This is a genomic window from Chlamydiales bacterium, from assembly GCA_016185065.1.
In the GTDB taxonomy this organism is placed as follows: domain Bacteria; phylum Chlamydiota; class Chlamydiia; order Chlamydiales; family Rhabdochlamydiaceae.
In genome coordinates this window covers 120805-137536 of sequence record JACPOL010000008.1, presented here as the reverse complement: position 1 = coordinate 137536, position 16732 = coordinate 120805, and the positions used below count along the sequence as shown (strand labels likewise).

The window sequence follows — 16732 nt, the reverse complement described above, 5'->3', positions numbered from 1 at the left end:
TTTCTATTGTCATCTCTCAGCGCTGAGGAGAATCCTCCTGCGCCTGCGCAGCAGTTTGAAGTGAACCTGAAGAATCCCGTTTTCAGCCAGGGTGTAATCACAACGGATGAGGGGGGCATTGTCACCGCTCCAGGAATACGCATCCAAGCGCAGAAGATCAGCTATACCAATCGCATCGAAAATGGCGTTGCAGTCCAGAAAGTAGAAGCAGAGGGCGATCTGCTGATGGAGTATGGAGAGCGCGCCTTCGTCGGAAGCAAGCTCGAGTATGACTTCATCACTAAAACGGGAACACTCTGGGATGGAAAGACCTACGTCGACATCTGGTTTCTCGGCGGCGCGCGCATCAACTTAACCGAGGATGGAAGCTACACGATCTATGACGCCTATGTCACAACGTGCGAAACGCAGGATAACACCTGGGACATCCACGCAAGAGCCGTCAAGATTACAAAAGAGCACCTGCTCTCTGCAAAAAACATCCGCTTCCGCTTTGGAAAGATTCCGGTCTTCTGGATTCCCAACTTCAAGAGCAACCTGAGATTCAAAAACGACTCTTCAGTTCGATATAAGGTGAAGTGGGATAAGAGCCTGGGGCCTCGTGTGACAATGCGCTACCGCGTCTTCTCTTGGGAGCACTTTAACGCCTACTGGCGCCTCGACTACCGCTTCACAAAGGGTCCTGGCACTGCGATTGAAACCGACTACCACTCGCACGATAGAAACACGATTTTCCGCACGCGAAGCTATGGCGCATACGATAAGAGCTGGCCCGACGAGACGACGAACAAGCGCTACCGCTTCCAAGGCCTCTACACGACGAAGACGCAGAACGAGAAGACCTTCGTCCACATGACGTACGATAAGCTTAGCGATATAAAAATGCCGGGCGATTTTAAGAGCAGTGATTTTGAAGTAAACACGCAGAAGCGCACGCGCCTGCTCGCTTCCCACCACGAGAAGCAGTTTCTCACATCTCTCAGCTTCCAGCCGCGCATCAACAACTTCCAGAGTATTAACCAAGAGCTTCCCTACGTCACCAGCAACATTCGGCCATTTACTCTGGGACGCACTGGGCTCATCTTCGACAACTTTTTCAACGCCGGCTATCTAAACTACATCTATGCAAGCAACTTGCAGAGATTTCTTCCCTCCTTGAGAGCAGGCAGGTTTGAAACGAGAAATCAGGTATACCGTCCTTTTAGACTCTCTCATTTAACAATCACTCCCGCTGCGGGATTCACGGGCATCTTCTACACGAATAATCAACAGCACGACTCGACTGGACAAGCACTCTTTACCTATGGAGGAACCGCCTCCACTCACCTCTTCCGCACTTTTGGCAAGGTGCAGCACATGGTAGAGCCCTATCTCACCTACCAAGGAATCACAAAGCCGACATCGGGCTTAAATGACCACTTCGTCTTCAACATTAACGACGGGTATAACAAACTCAATCTTCTGAAAGTCGGCATCAAAAACAGCTTCTTCTCAAAAAGCGCCTCTCCTTTTCTTCCTCCGCTCGTCGCTGACCTCTACACGTACGCCTACTTTGGAGATAACACCTATAAGCGCACCTTTCCTAAGGCCTATTTTAGTATCGGGTGGAATCGACCAAGTTATGCTGTGATCGGCGGAGTTGCATGGAACCAGGAGGAGAAGGTTTGGGATTACACCAATCTGCGCGCAGGCATCACCATTAGCGAAAACCTCGCCTTTGGAGCCGAGTTCCGCCACCGCAGCCGCTTCGACTGGAGAAAGACCGATCATGAGAACTTTATTCTGGATGTGGCAAGACCTATTTCCGAACTTCTAAAGTCCCCTCTTTCAGATCAGAGAAATACGATGATTCTTCGTCTGTATGGACGGATCATGCCAGGGCTCTCCTGCATGATTCAATCGCACCATGGCTGGGCGCGACGCTCAGAGCCAAACTATAGCGAAGCAAAGATCGAAATCTTTAAAACTCTACTCTCCCACTGGCAAGCCAAGTTCGGCTACCAATACACCATCAACGACCCCTTCCAAGTCACCGCCGGCATCCAACTCATCAAGTAGCGTACAGAAGAAGCCTTCGGCTTGGCCCGCAGAGGAAAAAGAAAGGGCGCTCGGAGAAGAAATGGACGTTAATGGACAGGGAATGGACAGGAAATGGACACGCGCCCAAGAAAGAAGTTCTCTCCCTCTTTCTTGCCCGCCTGTCCATTTCCCGTCCATTTCTGTCCGTTCCCTGTCCATTAACGTCCATTTTTTCGGCGGGCGCTAGGCCGAAGGCCTAGTTGTATTTCTTTTTGATTTCGCGGAGGAGAGGCTCGAGTTTCTTGCGGGAGGCTGGCTCCATGCGGTCGATGTAGAGAACGCCATTGAGGTGGTCGTTCTCATGCATGCGGATGCGCGCGTTATACCCTTCGAGCTCTTCGACGAAGGTCTGCCCGTTGATATCGAGCGCTTCGATCGTTAACCTCTCGGGGCGAAACACCTTGCCGCGGAGTTTGGGAATGGAGAGGCACCCCTCATCATCTTCAACCTGCTCTTCGCTATGCTTTGAGAGCTTTGGATTGATGTAGACCTGCGGAGCAGTCATGTTCCACTGGCCTTCTGGAGTCACGATGTAGCTTCTGCAGACAAACAGCCGTATTGGGCGTCCGATCTGCACTGCAGAAAGTCCGATGCCGTGCGATAGATCGGCTGTTTCAATCATATCCATTGCAAGCTGGCGAATCTCAGGAGTGATCTCCTCGATAGGCTCGGAGCGAACGCGTAGAAGTGGATTGCCGTAGTAGATAAGAGGGAGACGCATGGCTACTACTCTTGAACCTCTTCAATCGTAGCAGGAGCTGCCTGCACGCTGCTTCTACCGAGAGCAGATGTCCAAAGAGAGAGAGTGATGCAACCTATCACGAAGATACAAGCGAGATAAGCGGTAAACTTCTTGAGCACAGCTGCGGTTGATGTTCCGAAGAGAGAGTCTCCAGGATCTCCGCCAAAAGAAGCGCCAAGACCTAAGCTCTTGCTCTCCTGCACAAGAATTACAAGGCAGAGCAGCGCAGAGAGCGCAACGAATAGAAAAAGAGCGGTGTAGTAGATAAATGTCATACAGTTTGTCCCGAGTTAATAATTTGTGCAAAAACGGAGGGGTCGAGGGCTGCGCCGCCGACAAGTGCTCCGTCTATATTGGGCATGCTAAGCAGAGCATTTGCGCTCTCAGGCTTAACAGAGCCTCCGTAGAGAATTGCGATCTTTTCGGCTACGAGCGCGCCGCACTTCTCTTTTAAAAAATTTCTGCAGATCAGATGTGCCGCATCGGCAATCTCAGGAGTTGCAGTTTTTCCTGTGCCGATTGCCCAGACAGGCTCGTAGGCGATATGAATTTTTTCAAGCTCTTGAACTGTGAGGCCTGTAAGCGACTCGGAGAGCTGAGAGAGTAGGATCTCTTCTGTTTTTCCCGCCTCTCGCTCCTTCTCACTCTCTCCCACGCAGACGATCGGGGTTAGCCCCTCGGCTAAAGCTCGCTTGACCTTTCGGTTGATGAAAGCGCTTGTCTCTTGAAAGTAGCTGCGTCGTTCGGAGTGGCCGAGAAGCACAAACTGAGCGCCCGCCTCCTTGAGCATTCCAGCAGAGATCTCTCCTGTGAAGGCGCCTTCAGGAGCGTCATGCATATTCTGAGCTCCGACCTGGATGGAGCTCTTTCTGCTCGCAGCTGATGCGGCATGCAGAGCTGTGAAGGGAACAGCTAAAAGAACGCGCGCAGAGGAGGAAATTTGAGGGATGAGGGCAGCTACGTACACTTCGGCCTCTCTGGCCGTCTTGTACATCTTCCAGTTCCCCACGATAATTAACCTACTTTTTTTTCCCATAAAAACCTTGACAGGAAGGCCATATGATAACCAAGCTGACAGATCAGTTGCAAGAGGCAAGCCACGCTATGGAAGAAATTCTTACAGTTACCCAGCTAACAAGCGCTATAAAAAAACATTTAGAAGGTCGTTTTTTATATGTGACTGTTCAAGGCGAGATCAGCAACTTCAAAGAACAATCCTCAGGCCACCTCTACTTCACCTTAAAAGATGCGGAAGCCCAGATCTCAGCAGTCCTCTTTAGAGGTACGGCCCAGACGCTCACTCGCACGCCAAAAGCGGGAGATCAGGTCGTTCTGAAGGGAGAGCTCTCTGTTTATGCTCCCCGAGGAAACTACCAGATCATCGCCCGAGAGCTCAAGTATCTCGGCGTCGGAGAGCTTCTCCTCAAACTACACGAGTTAAAAGCGAAGCTGCAGAGCAAGGGCTGGTTCGATGCAAAGAGAAAAAAGGCTCTGCCCAAGTTCCCTAAAACAATCGGCGTAGTCACGAGCCCTACAGGTTCTGTTATTCAAGATATTTTGCATGTGCTAGGCCGCAGATATTCGGGATTCCAGCTCCTGCTCAACCCGGTCAAAGTTCAAGGCGAGGGAGCAGCCCAGGAGATCGCAAGAGCGATTGAACAGTTCAACCAGCACAAGCTCGCCGACGTTCTTATCGTGGGCCGCGGAGGGGGCTCTCTGGAAGATCTGTGGGCCTTTAACGAGGAGATCGTAGCCCAGGCTATTTTCAACTCTTCAATTCCCGTTATCTCCGCAGTGGGCCATGAGACAGACTTCTGCATCGCAGACTTTGTTGCCGACATCCGTGCGCCGACTCCATCTGCCGCTGCTGAGATCGCGATCGCAGAGAAGAGCAAAGAGCTCCAGTTTCTGGGCCAGATGCAGAGAAGGGTGCGCGAAACGACAACTCTTCTTTTGAGAAGCCATAAGCAGCGGCTCGCATCGATAAGCCGTCAGCCTGCGATCTCTCAACCCTATTTTCTCCTGGGCAAATACGCTCAAATGGTCGATGAGACGAAAGAGAGTATCGAGCTTGCGCTTAAACGCACTGTGTATGAAAAACGGCTGAAGCTTAGCGCGCTTCAGAGACAAGCAAGAGTGCAGAGCCCGATGGCACAGCTCTCCTCTTTAAAACAGAAGCTCTCATTCACGGCCGCGCATCTGAAAGCGATCAATCCAAAAAACCTTTTAACGAAAGGGTATGCCATTGTCTTTCAGGAAAAAGAGGATTCAATTATCCTCTCGGCAAAGCAGGTCAAACAAGATGAGACGCTGCGCATCCTTCTTCAGGATGGCACCATCAAAGCTAAGGTAGAATAATGAGCGAGCAACAGACAGCAACCTTCGAAGCAGCCTACGCAAGGCTTGAGCAGATCCTCGAGAAGATGAATTCGAACGCCGTCTCTCTAGATGAGTCGATCAAACTCTACGAAGAGGCGGACAGACTAATTGTTCAATGCCAGAGCAGACTCTCTGAAGCCGAACAGAAAATCGAAGTGTTAATTAAAAATCGCGACGGGACACTTCAAGCAAACGAGAAAAACGAACCAGTGCGAGAGACCTTTACGAGGGTAAATGCAAACGCCGCTTCTCTCAGAGATTAAGCAGCCGCAGGATCTGCAAAGCCTCTCTTTGCAAAAGCTGAATCAGCTCGCAGGAGAGATCCGCCAGAAGATCATCGACGTCCTCTCCATCAATGGAGGGCACCTCGCTTCAAATCTCGGCATGGTCGAGCTCTCAATCGCTCTTCACTACGTCTTCCACTCGCCTGAAGATAAGTTCATCTTCGATGTCAGCCACCAGTCCTACCCTCACAAACTTCTAACTGGCCGTCAGGAGAAATTTTCAAAGATCCGCCAGTTCAAAGGACTTTCAGGCTTCTGCAATCCAAAAGAGTCAGCTCACGACCACTTCTTTGCAGGCCATGCGGGAACCGCTCTTTCGCTTGCGCTCGGCGTTGCAAAAAACCGCGACCTCACCAAACGGCGCGAACACATCCTGCCCATTCTCGGAGATGCGAGCTTAACCTGCGGTCTCACACTTGAGGCGCTTAACAACATCCCCAAAGATCTCAGCCGCTTCATCGTTATTTTAAACGATAACAACATGGCGATCTCGAATAATGTCGGTGCCATCACAAGCATTCTTTCAGATGCAGAGTCCCCCTCCTTCTTCAACCAGTTTGGACTCTCCTATTCCGGCCCTGTAGATGGACACGATATCGAGCAGCTCATCGCCACGTTAAAAGAGTTAAAAAACCAGACAAAGCCCATCCTCCTCCATGTGCACACTGTGAAAGGCAAAGGGATGGATAGCGCCTCGATCAATCCGATCACCTATCACGGATGCCGCCCCTTCGACAAGTCGACCGGTAAGTTCCACCCTTCGACCTCCTCAAAACAGACCTTTCCGCAAATTTTTGGACGCCAGATTCTGAAGATGGCAGAGAACGATCCTAGCCTTGTGACCATCACACCAGCAATGCCGGCAGGCTCCTGTCTCGACGAGTTCATGACCCAGTTTCCCGACCGCTGCTTAGACGTGGGGATCGCAGAGGGCCACGCCGTCACCTTCTGCGGGGGCATCGCCTATGGCAAGAAGATGAAGGTGGTCGCCTGCATCTACGCCACCTTCTTGCAGAGAGCGCTCGACAACCTCTTTCAGGACGTCTGCTTACAAGAGCTCCCCGTTCTCTTCGCGCTCGACCGAGGAGGCATCTCTCCCGCTGATGGAACCACTCATCATGGCATCTACGACATCTCCTTCTTGAATGCGATGCCAAATATGGTGATCTGTCAGCCTAGAAATGGTCAGCTTTTAAAGGAGCTGATGGAGAGTGCCTTTAACTGGAATCGGCCGACAGCTATTCGTTATCCCAACTTATCCACTGAGGAAGTTGACGCTCCTCTGGAGAGAAGAGAGCTTGGAACTGCTGAGGTTCTCTCTCGAGGTAGAGAGCTCTTAATCGTCGCGCTCGGACACATGTGCCAGATGGCCCTGCAGGTGAAAGAGCTACTAAAAATTGCAGGCGTCGATGCAACTGTTGTCGACCCCGTCTTTGTTAAGCCTCTAGATAGCGACCTCTTCTGCAGCATTCTTCTCAACCACCGCTACGTCGTTACCATTGAAGAGCACTCTCTTAACGGCGGCCTTGGAATGATCTTTAACTCCTTCCTCGTTCGCAGCGGCTTCACTGGCCACCAGGTTCTTAACTTCGGCATCCCCGACACCTTCTTAGAACAGGGAACTCATGCAGAGATACTCAATGAGATTGGGCTCAACCCAGAAGCGATCAGCTCTAAAATCCTGCAAGAGTTCAACTTTTCTACACACTCTTTAACCCCAGCTTTTAGATCATGATCATCGCCCTCTTTCCCAATGAACATAAGAAGCAGTCCAAAAATCTCGCGATTGGCATCTGCGAATTTTTGACAAGCATTGGAGCCACTGTTGTTGCAGAAGATGAAGAGGCAGCCCACATCGGTGCAAAACCGATTAGCAGTGTGAGTGAGAAGGAGATCAAATTTCTCATCTCGATGGGCGGCGATGGAACTATTCTTAAACTCATCCACAAGTATGCGCATCTCGATGCCGCTATCCTCGGTATCAACCTCGGCCATCTAGGCTTTTTAGCCGACGTACCCATCGATGATATCTATCCAAGCCTGCAAGATCTTATGAATGGCGCCTATACCATCGAAGAGCGCGTCATGATCCAAGGAGAGAGCCTGCACGGAGAGCGCTGCACAGCCGTTAACGACATCGTTGTCCACCGCGCAAGAAACCCGAGCCTTGTCGAGATTGCTATCCACGTTGATGGGCTCTATCTGAACACCTTTGTCGCCGATGGAATCATCATCGCCACCCCCAGTGGATCCACCGCCTACTCGCTAGCAGCAGGAGGGCCGATCATCAGCCCCACGCTTGAGGCGCTCGTAATCACCCCTATCAGCCCTCACACCATCTCCAACCGTCCCATCGTGCTTACCTCTCATAATGAGATTCAAATTCAATATTTAAGTGACTATGAGCCTCTGGAGATACGCGCTGATGGCTTGACTCCCCAGATCCTGCAAACAGGCGAGGTCTTCCGCATCTCACGCACCAAAAAAAACTTTAAACTTGTCAATCTGCTACGCAGAGACTACTTCTCCACCCTCCGCACCAAGCTAGGTTGGGCCGGCAAGCTGCGCTCTTAAAAATAGAACTGTTAGAAATAATTTTTCTATTTCTATTTTATCCTAAAAATCCTTAAAATTAATGCAAACAAATATTAAGGAATAACTATGTCTACTCTTTCTATTACAGCGCGAAATTTAGATACTTCAAGACAAAATTTGAATCCTCCTCTTCAAGCTGTTGAGCCAAACCTCTACATTACAGGTGATGGCACCCTCTATCGCCCAACAGGGCTCGTCGATCGATTCATCCAGTGGATCCTCGACTCCCTATTCGACTACAAGATCGCCAAGATCTGCACCGTCTTTCAAACTCTTATTATTGAGTACGCTGCAGAACAGACTAGAGATACCACTCCTGAGTATTCGCTCGATCAGAAGAATGCGCTACTAGCAGCACAACGCCTGCGCATCAACTTTGTTGTTGACTATCTCATTGGTGGAAATAGAGCCAACTTTGACCGCTATGCTGCAAACTCTCCGCTTCTCTCTCTTGCAGTCACAAACTATGAACGACACGAGAGAAATCCTGCGACAGGAATCGATCGCATTGAAGCTCTTGAGAGAACAGTGGAAGGCCTGCAAACCGCATTAAGGGAATCAAACATCGCTCTCAAAGACTTCAAAACTTTATACAACATAACAGATGCTCCAGGAGCTGGAAGAGATGAACGTAAGGCTGCTCCTAAACTACCTGCACCGCAACCAGCAGAAAGAAAGAGGCAATAATGAGTTTAACAATTGGCGAGAGAAACCCCCTATTTGCACTTAGCTGCGGAGTCTACGCGATTGCGGAGGAGATCGAGGTTGCTTCCAAGGTTGTAACAGACTACCTCTATCCCACCGATCCTGCGGCTCAAGGCGCTGAGATGGATTGCGACCAGATAATCGACACTTGTTGCGACAAGCTTATCTTTCTTCCTCTGGAAGCTATTGCCCTCCTCTTCAGTCTCTCTTTTTTATGTATTGATATCGTTTGGGACACCGCCTGGGATACGATCTACCTCCTCATCGATAACATCCTCTGGCTCCTCTGCTGCAACCCCTCCTACAACAACGTCCCCATTGGCGCCATCGAAGCCGCTCGAGACTACACCCTCAACCGAGCACAACTCAATGATATTGCCCCCAATACTGTGATAGAAATCTCGGCACTACCAGAGGGCATTACCCCAAATGACCTGCTCACTCTGCACATTGAGTTCGATCGGCCTACAGATCCTGAAGCTGAGGGGTACGCGAAAAAACTTGAAAAATTTAATGCTGACCACACACTTCTTACATCTCTTGTGAACTATATCAATAGAATAAAATCACAAGCGGACCACGACAGACCTCAACGGGACGCGCTTCTTGAACGCAAGGCAATTCGAAAATTAACCCGTGAGGATGAGAGACGTTTGACTGCATTCAATAAAACTGTTGGAGATGGAGATTATGTTTATAAGAAGGCCCTCAATATCGTACATGCTATGAGAGAGACGGGAGACAAAGACTTTAGCTCGCTTGTTGAGGCGGGTCAGAGCGATAGATGCAATCCTTTAAAAAATGATGCCGTTTCAGATAAGTATGATGCGGTTACTAGAGTTAAAAAAGATCTAAAAGAGACTTTCCTTTCAGTTACAAAAGCGTTCAAACGTGCGCTTGTCCTCTCCACTTATGATATGGGACAGTATCATGTATTGAACCACGCCTTAAAAGTCGTTGGAAATTGGGGTTTGGATGCTACAAGAACAGAGCTAGATGACCCTTATGAGAGAATTACTAGCATCTTTCTTACTGCCGTTAACTTCCGTTACACCCTGAACAGGGGCTTCACTCCGGCGCGAATTCTCAGTAATTTTAAAGGTATTACCGACACCATGAAACCGGCTGTTATTAATAAATTTCTTGAGAAGCTATTCGAGAATGATCCAGAAGCCTCAGACCCTCTTCTAGATGCAGACTCTCCCTATTATATTCTTGATGCAAACTCTCCCTATTATATCTATGAACCAAATCCGGATGGTGGAGTGAGACTTAGCTATAAAGGTGTTGCCTGGGTTCTAGAACGCATGGGTTACCTCACCTCCCTCTCGAGCGCCCCTGCGAAAAGGCCCGCAGCCCCCGAAGCAAAAGAAGAGAAAAAACACGCCTAGTTATCTTTTTTGGAGTGCGGCGACCTGGCGCCGCTTTTCTCGATATCGACCTGGCGATATCTCTTAAAAGAAACATCGTCGAGTCGATGTTAAGAAAAGCGGCGCCGGGTCGCCGCACTCCAAAAAAGAGGAGAGATCTTCTTGATTAGGACATCTTGAGGGAGAGGAACTGGAGGATGGCAGAGAGCTTGATGTGGCGCTCGAGCGCCATCTTGGACTCTTCGAGAAGAGGCAGGAGCTTTTCAAGCGATCCAGCCTTTGCTGAATTCACTCTCTCCTGCTCTCTGAAAAAGAGGGCGATCTCCTCTAAAAGAGCCCCTCCCTCCTCATGTTCAACAAGCCCTTCTAAATCCTTGATGGCAGACTGATCTCCATTTGCAAAGAGCTCTTCGATGAGCCCAGAGATCTTGCTCTCTCCCCTCTCTATAAGCGCGCACGCCTTAGCAGGAGAGCCCTGAGCGAGAAGCGCCACCTTGGGAGCTTCTTCTGCGCTACATTTTGAACGAACGAGCGCTTCAATCTCGGAATCTGGCACGGCAAAAAAGGAGATCTTTGCGCAGCGAGAGAGAAGGGTGGGAAGCATCTGCTCTGGCTCACTGGTGATGAGAATGAAGTAGGTGTTTGCTGGAGGCTCTTCAAGAGTCTTTAAAAGCGCATTCGAGGAGGCGGGAAGCATTCTTTCAGCATCGTCCAGAATGAAGACCTTTACAGGCGCTTCAAAAGGGGCTAGAGCGCTCTCATCGATCATCTGCTGTATCGTCTCCATCGTGTGGAGCGCGCTCTTGCCTGTTGGGGCGAAGATGTGGAGATCTGGGGGATGAGTTTTGCTGGTTTTTAGAAGCTGAAGCGCAACCTCTCTTGCACAGAGAGCTTTACCAACTCCTTTCATACCGGAAAAGAGCAGGGTGTGCGGCAGCTTATTCTGCTCAATAAGCCTAGAAAGCAGCGCCTTTGTGGGGTGATTACCGAGGTGTTGAGAGGAGAAGGGCATCAATTCGCTCCATCGCTTGCTTAAAAACCTCATCGGAAGAGCGTGAGGCGTCTAAAATATGAAAACGAGAGAGCTCTTTCTCTGCAATTCTATGAAATGCGTGCCTAATCTTCTGATGAAAGAGGATCTTTTCAGCTTCGATCTTATCTCTTCCCTCTCTCGTCTGCTTTACCCGCTTAAGACCTACTGCTGGGTCGAGGTCGAGATAGAAGGTAAGATTGGGCTCAACGCCTTGGCAGGCGAAGGAGCAGAGCTTTCTCACATCCTCTTCACCTAAACCTCGCGCAGCGCCTTGATAAGCCACCGTCGAGTCGTTGAAGCGGTCGCAGAGGACGATCTGCCTCTTTTTTAGCGCTGGGGCGATGATCTCTTCTACGTGTTGGGCTCTATCGGCTAGAAAGAGAAGGAGCTCAGAGTGTGAACAGAGAGGCGCCTCTTCTTTATTTAAGAGGAGGTTTCGAATCACCTCCCCCAGCCGGGTCCCTCCCGGAGCACGCGTCTTGACAACGGGAAGATTCTTGGCATTGAGCGCATCAAAAAGCCGCTCGATGAGAGTGGACTTACCCGCTCCCTCGCCACCCTCAAAGGTGATTAACAGCCCACTCATGCGCTTCCCTATACTTTTTCTGGTTCGATTCCCTCAAGTCGTTGAACAGCCACTAGCACATCCTTCTCTGGGAGAGAGACGAGTCTAACTCCCTGTGTCGAACGGCCCATGACGCGCACATCATTCATAGAGATTCTAAGCGTCTGGCCAGCGTTGGACATCATCACGACGCTATCTTTATCTTCAACAGAGACCGCTGCGATCACTTCGCCATTGCGCTCGCTGATGATGATAGAGCGTACACCGACACCTCCGCGGTTTGTCTGGCGGAAGTCTTCCACTTTGGAGCGCTTGCCATAACCGTTAGCGCAGACGACTAAGATCGATTCGTTGCCATTTACTACTTCGCAAGAGACGACAGCGTCTTTCTCGTCGCGAAGAGTTGCCCCTTTCACGCCGCGCGCCACTCTTCCCACAGGGCGCACTGTGCTCTGATCGAAGCGCACTGCCATCGCGTTCTTGGTAAAGAGCATGATCTGCTGGCCCTCTTTTGTAAGACGTGCCGCGATCACCTCATCACCCTCATCGATGTTAATTGCATAGACGCCTTTGCGTCTTGGAGAGCTAAATGCTGAGAGCTCGGTCTTTTTCACAACACCGCGTTTTGTCGCGAGTAGAATAGATCCTGGCTCTTCAAAGCTCTTCACACGCAAGACAGCTGCGATCTTCTCTGAAGGCTGAATATCTTCAAGTAGATTGATTAGCGGCTTGCCCTTTGAGCGTCTTCCCGCTTCTGGAATCTGCCAGACTTTAAGCCAGTAGCATCTGCCGAAGCTTGTAAAGATCATCAGGTAGTCGTGTGTGGTAGCAGCATAGATATCTTTTAAGGTGTCGGCCTCCTTCTTCATCTCGAGACCGATAACTCCCTGTCCACCACGGCGCTGCTCGCGGAAGGTGTCGACAGGCATACGTTTGATGTAGTCATCTTCAGAGATGGTAATGATGACAGGCTCATCGGGGATCAGATCCTCGATGTTAAATTCGCCTTCTGCTGCAATCAGTTTTGTTCTTCTGTCAGAAGTGTGATGCTTCTTCACTTCGAGAAGCTCTTCTTTAATAATGCCGCGCACTAAAGCTTCATTAGCAAGTACCGCTCTAAAGTGGGCGATCTTAGCGAGAAGATCTTTGTACTCGTTCTCGATCTTCTCCTTCTCCATGCCAGTGAGCTGGTAGAGTCGTAGATCGAGTACAGCATTGGCTTGGCGTTCAGAGAGGCCATACTGCACCATCAGCTCGTTCTTAGCGCCATCGCGATTGTCTGCCGCGCGAATGAGACGGACAACTGCATCGAGATGGTCTAGCGCTTTCAGGTAGCCTTCAAGTACATGGGCGCGCGCTTCTGCTTTTGCAAGCTCAAAGCGTGTGCGTCTTCTAATGACTTCGATGCGGTGCTCAATCCACGCCGCGATCATCTGCTTCACGTTCATGATGCGTGGAAGCCCTTTATCGAGGGCTAGCATGTTGCATCCGAAGGTAACCTGAAGATCTGTGTACTTGTAGAGCTGGTTGATCGTTACGTCTGGTATCTCTCCGCGTTTCAGTTCGAGAACAATACGCATCCCGTCTTTATCAGACTCGTCGCGGATATCGGAAATTCCCGGCATCGTCTTCTCATTGACGAGCATCGCAATCTTCTGGATTAGGTCGGCCTTTGTGACGTTGTAGGGGATCTCATCGACGACGAGTCTCTCTCTATCTCCTTCCATCTCCTCAACGCGGATCACGCCGCGCAGGAGAAGCTTGCCTCGTCCTGTGTGATACGCCTCGCGCACTCCCCTTGTTCCACAGATGATTCCACCTGTAGGAAAATCGGGACCAGGCATCACTTGCAGAATCTCGTCGATGCCCGCCATAGGATTATCGATCAGCAGCATCGTTGCAGTGACTAGCTCTCCCAAGTTGTGAGGGGCGATGTTTGTCGCCATACCAACCGCAATACCGGATGAGCCGTTTGCGAGGAGGTTAGGAAATTTTGAAGGAAAAACGGTAGGCTCTGTCTTCGTCTCATCGTAGTTCGGAACGAGATCGACAGTGTCCTTTTCCAGATCTTCCATGAGCGCTACTGAAGCGTGCGTTAGGCGCGCTTCTGTGTAACGCATCGCAGCTGGAGGGTCGCCATCGATGGAACCGAAGTTTCCCTGGCCATCGACCAGCATGTAGCGCATCGACCATGGCTGAGCCATACGCACGAGCGTCGGGTAGATGACCGTCTCACCGTGCGGGTGGTAGTCTCCAGAGGTATCTCCCGAAATCTTGGCGCACTTACGGTGCTTGCCGCCAGGTGATAGGTTCAACATGCGCATCGCATAAAGAATGCGGCGCTGAGAGGGTTTCAAGCCGTCGCGCACATCGGGAAGAGCCCGTGAGATGATCACGGACATCGAATAGCGCAAATAGCTCTCTTTGACCTCTTCTTCAACGTTACGCGGAAGAATAATCTCGTCTTTGGTATAGGTCATATTTTTACCTTAAATATCCAGATTCTTCACAGAAAGTGCATGATGCTCGATGAAGGCCCTACGTGGAGGCACATCTTCACCCATGAGCATCGTAAACATATGATCGGCAGCAATCGCATCGGGGAGAGTCACGCGGAGCAGTGTTCGTTTGGTAGGATCCATAGTTGTCTCCCAAAGCTGATCTGCGTTCATCTCTCCAAGACCCTTGTAGCGCTGAATCTCTATCCCTTTTCTGCCGTTGACTCTTAGCAGATCCATCCCCTCTTTCAAGGTGTGGACCGGTGTCTCTTTGCCAGCATCGTCAATGACGTCGAAGAGCTTGCCATCAGCAAGGAGATAGTCATCAAGAGCAAAACCATAGGTTGCTAGTCTATCTTTCAGATCAGTTAGAACAGCAGGATCATAGAGCTCGACGCAGTGGAGACCTTTGAGTTTAAAGAGACGCGTCTCTTCAGTGTGCTCCTCTTCGGGGATCGAAGCGAGAGTACGCGCATGCTGCTCCCTCTGGAGCTCCTCATCGCGCTTCTTGATCTCTACGAACTCCTCTTCAGAGTAGACGTATTGAGGGATGTCGCCGAGCTTAACTTGGAACTGGGGCAGCTTACCGCCTTCATCCTTGCTCTGCAGGAACTCTCTGAAAGGAATCCCCTTTCTCTCAATTGAACCGATGAAGATCTCAACTTCGCGCGAGAGATTAAGCATCTCTTCAAGCTGTTCTTGCGTAATCTGGTCGTTATGGCCGGCTAGGCGGATCTGGATGTCGGAGATGCCCAGCTTAAGCAGGTACTCGTCCATCTCTTTTTCGCTGTGGATGTAGCGGCTAACCTTCTTTCTTGTAACGCGATAGAGAGGAGGACGCGCAATGTAGATAAAGTTGTTCTCCACAAGAGGCAGCATATGTCTGTAGAAGAATGTGAGAAGAAGTGTACGGATGTGCGATCCGTCCACGTCAGCATCCGTCATGATGATGATCTTATGGTAGCGGAGCTTCTCTAGGTTGAAGTTGTCGGCGCCAATCCCGCAGCCGAACGCCGCGATCATCGCTCCAACTTCGCTATTCTGAAGAATCTTTTCTAGGCGAGCCTTCTCAACGTTTAAGATCTTACCGCGAATAGGCAGAATCGCCTGGAATCTTCTGTCGCGTCCCGATTTGGCAGATCCACCCGCAGAGTCTCCCTCAACGATATAGATCTCGCAGAGCGCAGGGTCTTTCTCTTGGCAGTCTGTGAGCTTTCCGGGTAGGCGTGCAGAGTCGAGCGCCGTTTTGCGCAGAGTGAGTTCGCGCGCTTTACGCGCTGCTTCGCGAGCCTGTGCTGCAATGATCGCCTTCTCTCCAATCATCCGCGCAATTGCAGGGTTCTCGTCTAAGAAGGTTGTGAGCTCTTCGCCCACAATCTGCTGAGCAACTGATGCGACATCGCTATTTCCCAGTCTCTGTTTCGTCTGCCCTTCAAACTGAGGATTAGGAACTTTTACAGAGATAACAGCTGTCATCCCCTCGCGCATATCATCGCCTGAGATCGAGATCTTATCGGTCTTGAGAAGCGAGTGGGATTTGATATAGTTATTGAGCACGCGTGTTAAGGCTGTAGAGAAGCCTGTGACGTGGGATCCGCCCTGACGCGTTGAGATGTTGTTGACGTAGGAGTAGAGAGCCTCGGTGTAGGTGTCGTTCCACTGCATCGCCACTTCAAAGTCGATCGGGCCGTCGCTCATCTCTTTCACGCCGTGAATATAGATCGGCTTTGGAAAGAGAGGGATCTTGTTCTCATTGAGATAAGATACGAAAGAGACGATTCCCCCTTCGTACGAGAAGGTCACATCTGGGTGTTCGCTGTCGCGCTCGTCGCGGAAGTTGATCTTGATTCCACGGTTCAAGAATGCGAGTTCACGGAGGCGTTTAAGCAAGATGTCATAGTCGTAAACTGCAACGGTAAAGATCGTGTCATCGGGAAGGAAGGTCACCTTCGTGCCATGTTTGTCAGAAGGCCCCATAACTTTCAGAGCATGCAGAGGTTTGCCTCTTGAGAAGTCCATCTCATAGGCAGTGCCATTCTGGCAGACCTCAACGTGAAACTTTTTAGAGAGGGCGTTTACGCATGAGACTCCGACGCCGTGGAGTCCGCCAGAGACCTTATATGTCCCCTTATCAAACTTTCCACCAGCGTGCAAGATTGTAACAACCACTTCAAGAGCGGAGACATCTCTCCCCTGTTTTTGAGACTCCTTCTCGTGTCTTCCAACGGGAATACCACGGCCATTATCTTCAACCGTAACAGAGTTGTCTTTGTGTAGAGTAACGGTAATCTCATTACAAAAGCCAGCCAGGGCCTCATCTATACTATTGTCTACAACCTCATAGACTAGCTGGAGCAGTCCACTAATATTGGTGTCGCCAATGTACATCCCGGGGCGCTCTCGAACCGCTTGGAGACCTTCCAGAACGGTGATCGAACTCGCATCATACTCTCTTTCTTTTGTCATCGTCGTCATACCTTAT

14 protein-coding genes are annotated in these 16732 nt (G+C 50.4%); 7 read left to right on the top strand and 7 right to left on the bottom strand.

Going from position 1 to position 16732, the window contains the following annotated elements:
- Positions 1-6 precede the first annotated feature (6 nt).
- The gene (locus tag HYX48_04590) at positions 7-2058 is read left to right on the top strand and encodes an LPS-assembly protein LptD (protein ID MBI2743176.1); all 2052 of its coding nucleotides are present in this window, start codon (positions 7-9) and stop codon (positions 2056-2058) included.
- 217 nt (positions 2059-2275) lie between these two features.
- On the opposite strand, the gene def is transcribed toward HYX48_04590, so the two are convergent.
- From def to HYX48_04575, 3 genes are read right to left on the bottom strand one after another with little or no spacing between them, the layout of a single operon-like run.
- Positions 2276-2800: a peptide deformylase gene (def, locus tag HYX48_04585; protein MBI2743175.1), complete on the bottom strand. Its 525-nt coding sequence runs from the start codon at positions 2798-2800 to the stop codon at positions 2276-2278.
- Positions 2801-2805: 5 nt separating this feature from the next.
- Positions 2806-3096 carry a preprotein translocase subunit SecG gene (gene secG, locus HYX48_04580; GenBank protein ID MBI2743174.1) on the bottom strand — a complete coding sequence of 97 codons (291 nt, stop codon included), beginning with the start codon at positions 3094-3096 and terminating at the stop codon, positions 2806-2808.
- A complete protein-coding gene (locus HYX48_04575) occupies positions 3093-3857 on the bottom strand; it encodes a triose-phosphate isomerase (protein ID MBI2743173.1) in 765 nt (254 codons plus the stop codon). The genes secG and HYX48_04575 overlap by 4 nt, the downstream gene beginning before the upstream one ends.
- A 68-nt stretch (positions 3858-3925) precedes the next feature.
- Here HYX48_04575 and HYX48_04570 point away from each other — a divergent pair, with 68 nt between their 5' ends.
- The 6 genes from HYX48_04570 (at position 3926) to HYX48_04545 (ending at position 10175) form a co-directional block, all read left to right on the top strand.
- Positions 3926-5179 carry an exodeoxyribonuclease VII large subunit gene (locus tag HYX48_04570; GenBank protein ID MBI2743172.1) on the top strand — a complete coding sequence of 418 codons (1254 nt, stop codon included), beginning with the start codon at positions 3926-3928 and terminating at the stop codon, positions 5177-5179.
- Entirely contained in the window at positions 5179-5463 is a 285-nt protein-coding gene (locus HYX48_04565) for an exodeoxyribonuclease VII small subunit (GenBank protein MBI2743171.1), read from the top strand. The genes HYX48_04570 and HYX48_04565 overlap by 1 nt, the downstream gene beginning before the upstream one ends.
- Positions 5435-7219, top strand: coding sequence for a 1-deoxy-D-xylulose-5-phosphate synthase (locus HYX48_04560; GenBank protein MBI2743170.1), 1785 nt, complete (start codon positions 5435-5437; stop codon positions 7217-7219). The genes HYX48_04565 and HYX48_04560 overlap by 29 nt, the downstream gene beginning before the upstream one ends.
- Positions 7216-8058, top strand: a complete 843-nt coding sequence (locus tag HYX48_04555; protein ID MBI2743169.1) for an NAD(+)/NADH kinase — start codon at positions 7216-7218, stop codon at positions 8056-8058. Before HYX48_04560 ends, HYX48_04555 begins: the two co-directional genes overlap by 4 nt.
- A gap of 87 nt (positions 8059-8145) precedes the next feature.
- On the top strand, positions 8146-8766 hold the full coding sequence (locus tag HYX48_04550; protein ID MBI2743168.1) for a hypothetical protein: 621 nt from the start codon (positions 8146-8148) through the stop codon (positions 8764-8766).
- Positions 8766-10175: a hypothetical protein gene (locus HYX48_04545; GenBank protein ID MBI2743167.1), complete on the top strand. Its 1410-nt coding sequence runs from the start codon at positions 8766-8768 to the stop codon at positions 10173-10175. The genes HYX48_04550 and HYX48_04545 overlap by 1 nt, the downstream gene beginning before the upstream one ends.
- 145 nt (positions 10176-10320) lie before the next feature.
- Here the strand turns inward: HYX48_04545 and HYX48_04540 are convergent, their stop codons facing one another.
- From HYX48_04540 to gyrB, 4 genes are read right to left on the bottom strand one after another with little or no spacing between them, the layout of a single operon-like run.
- On the bottom strand, positions 10321-11166 hold the full coding sequence (locus HYX48_04540) for an AAA family ATPase (protein ID MBI2743166.1): 846 nt from the start codon (positions 11164-11166) through the stop codon (positions 10321-10323).
- Entirely contained in the window at positions 11138-11773 is a 636-nt protein-coding gene (locus HYX48_04535) for a dTMP kinase (GenBank protein MBI2743165.1), read from the bottom strand. Before HYX48_04535 ends, HYX48_04540 begins: the two co-directional genes overlap by 29 nt.
- An 8-nt stretch (positions 11774-11781) precedes the next feature.
- Positions 11782-14232: a DNA topoisomerase (ATP-hydrolyzing) subunit A gene (gene gyrA, locus HYX48_04530; GenBank protein ID MBI2743164.1), complete on the bottom strand. Its 2451-nt coding sequence runs from the start codon at positions 14230-14232 to the stop codon at positions 11782-11784.
- A 9-nt stretch (positions 14233-14241) separates the two neighbouring features.
- A complete protein-coding gene (gene gyrB / locus HYX48_04525) occupies positions 14242-16725 on the bottom strand; it encodes a DNA topoisomerase (ATP-hydrolyzing) subunit B (protein MBI2743163.1) in 2484 nt (827 codons plus the stop codon).
- Between the last annotated feature and the right edge of the window lie 7 nt (positions 16726-16732).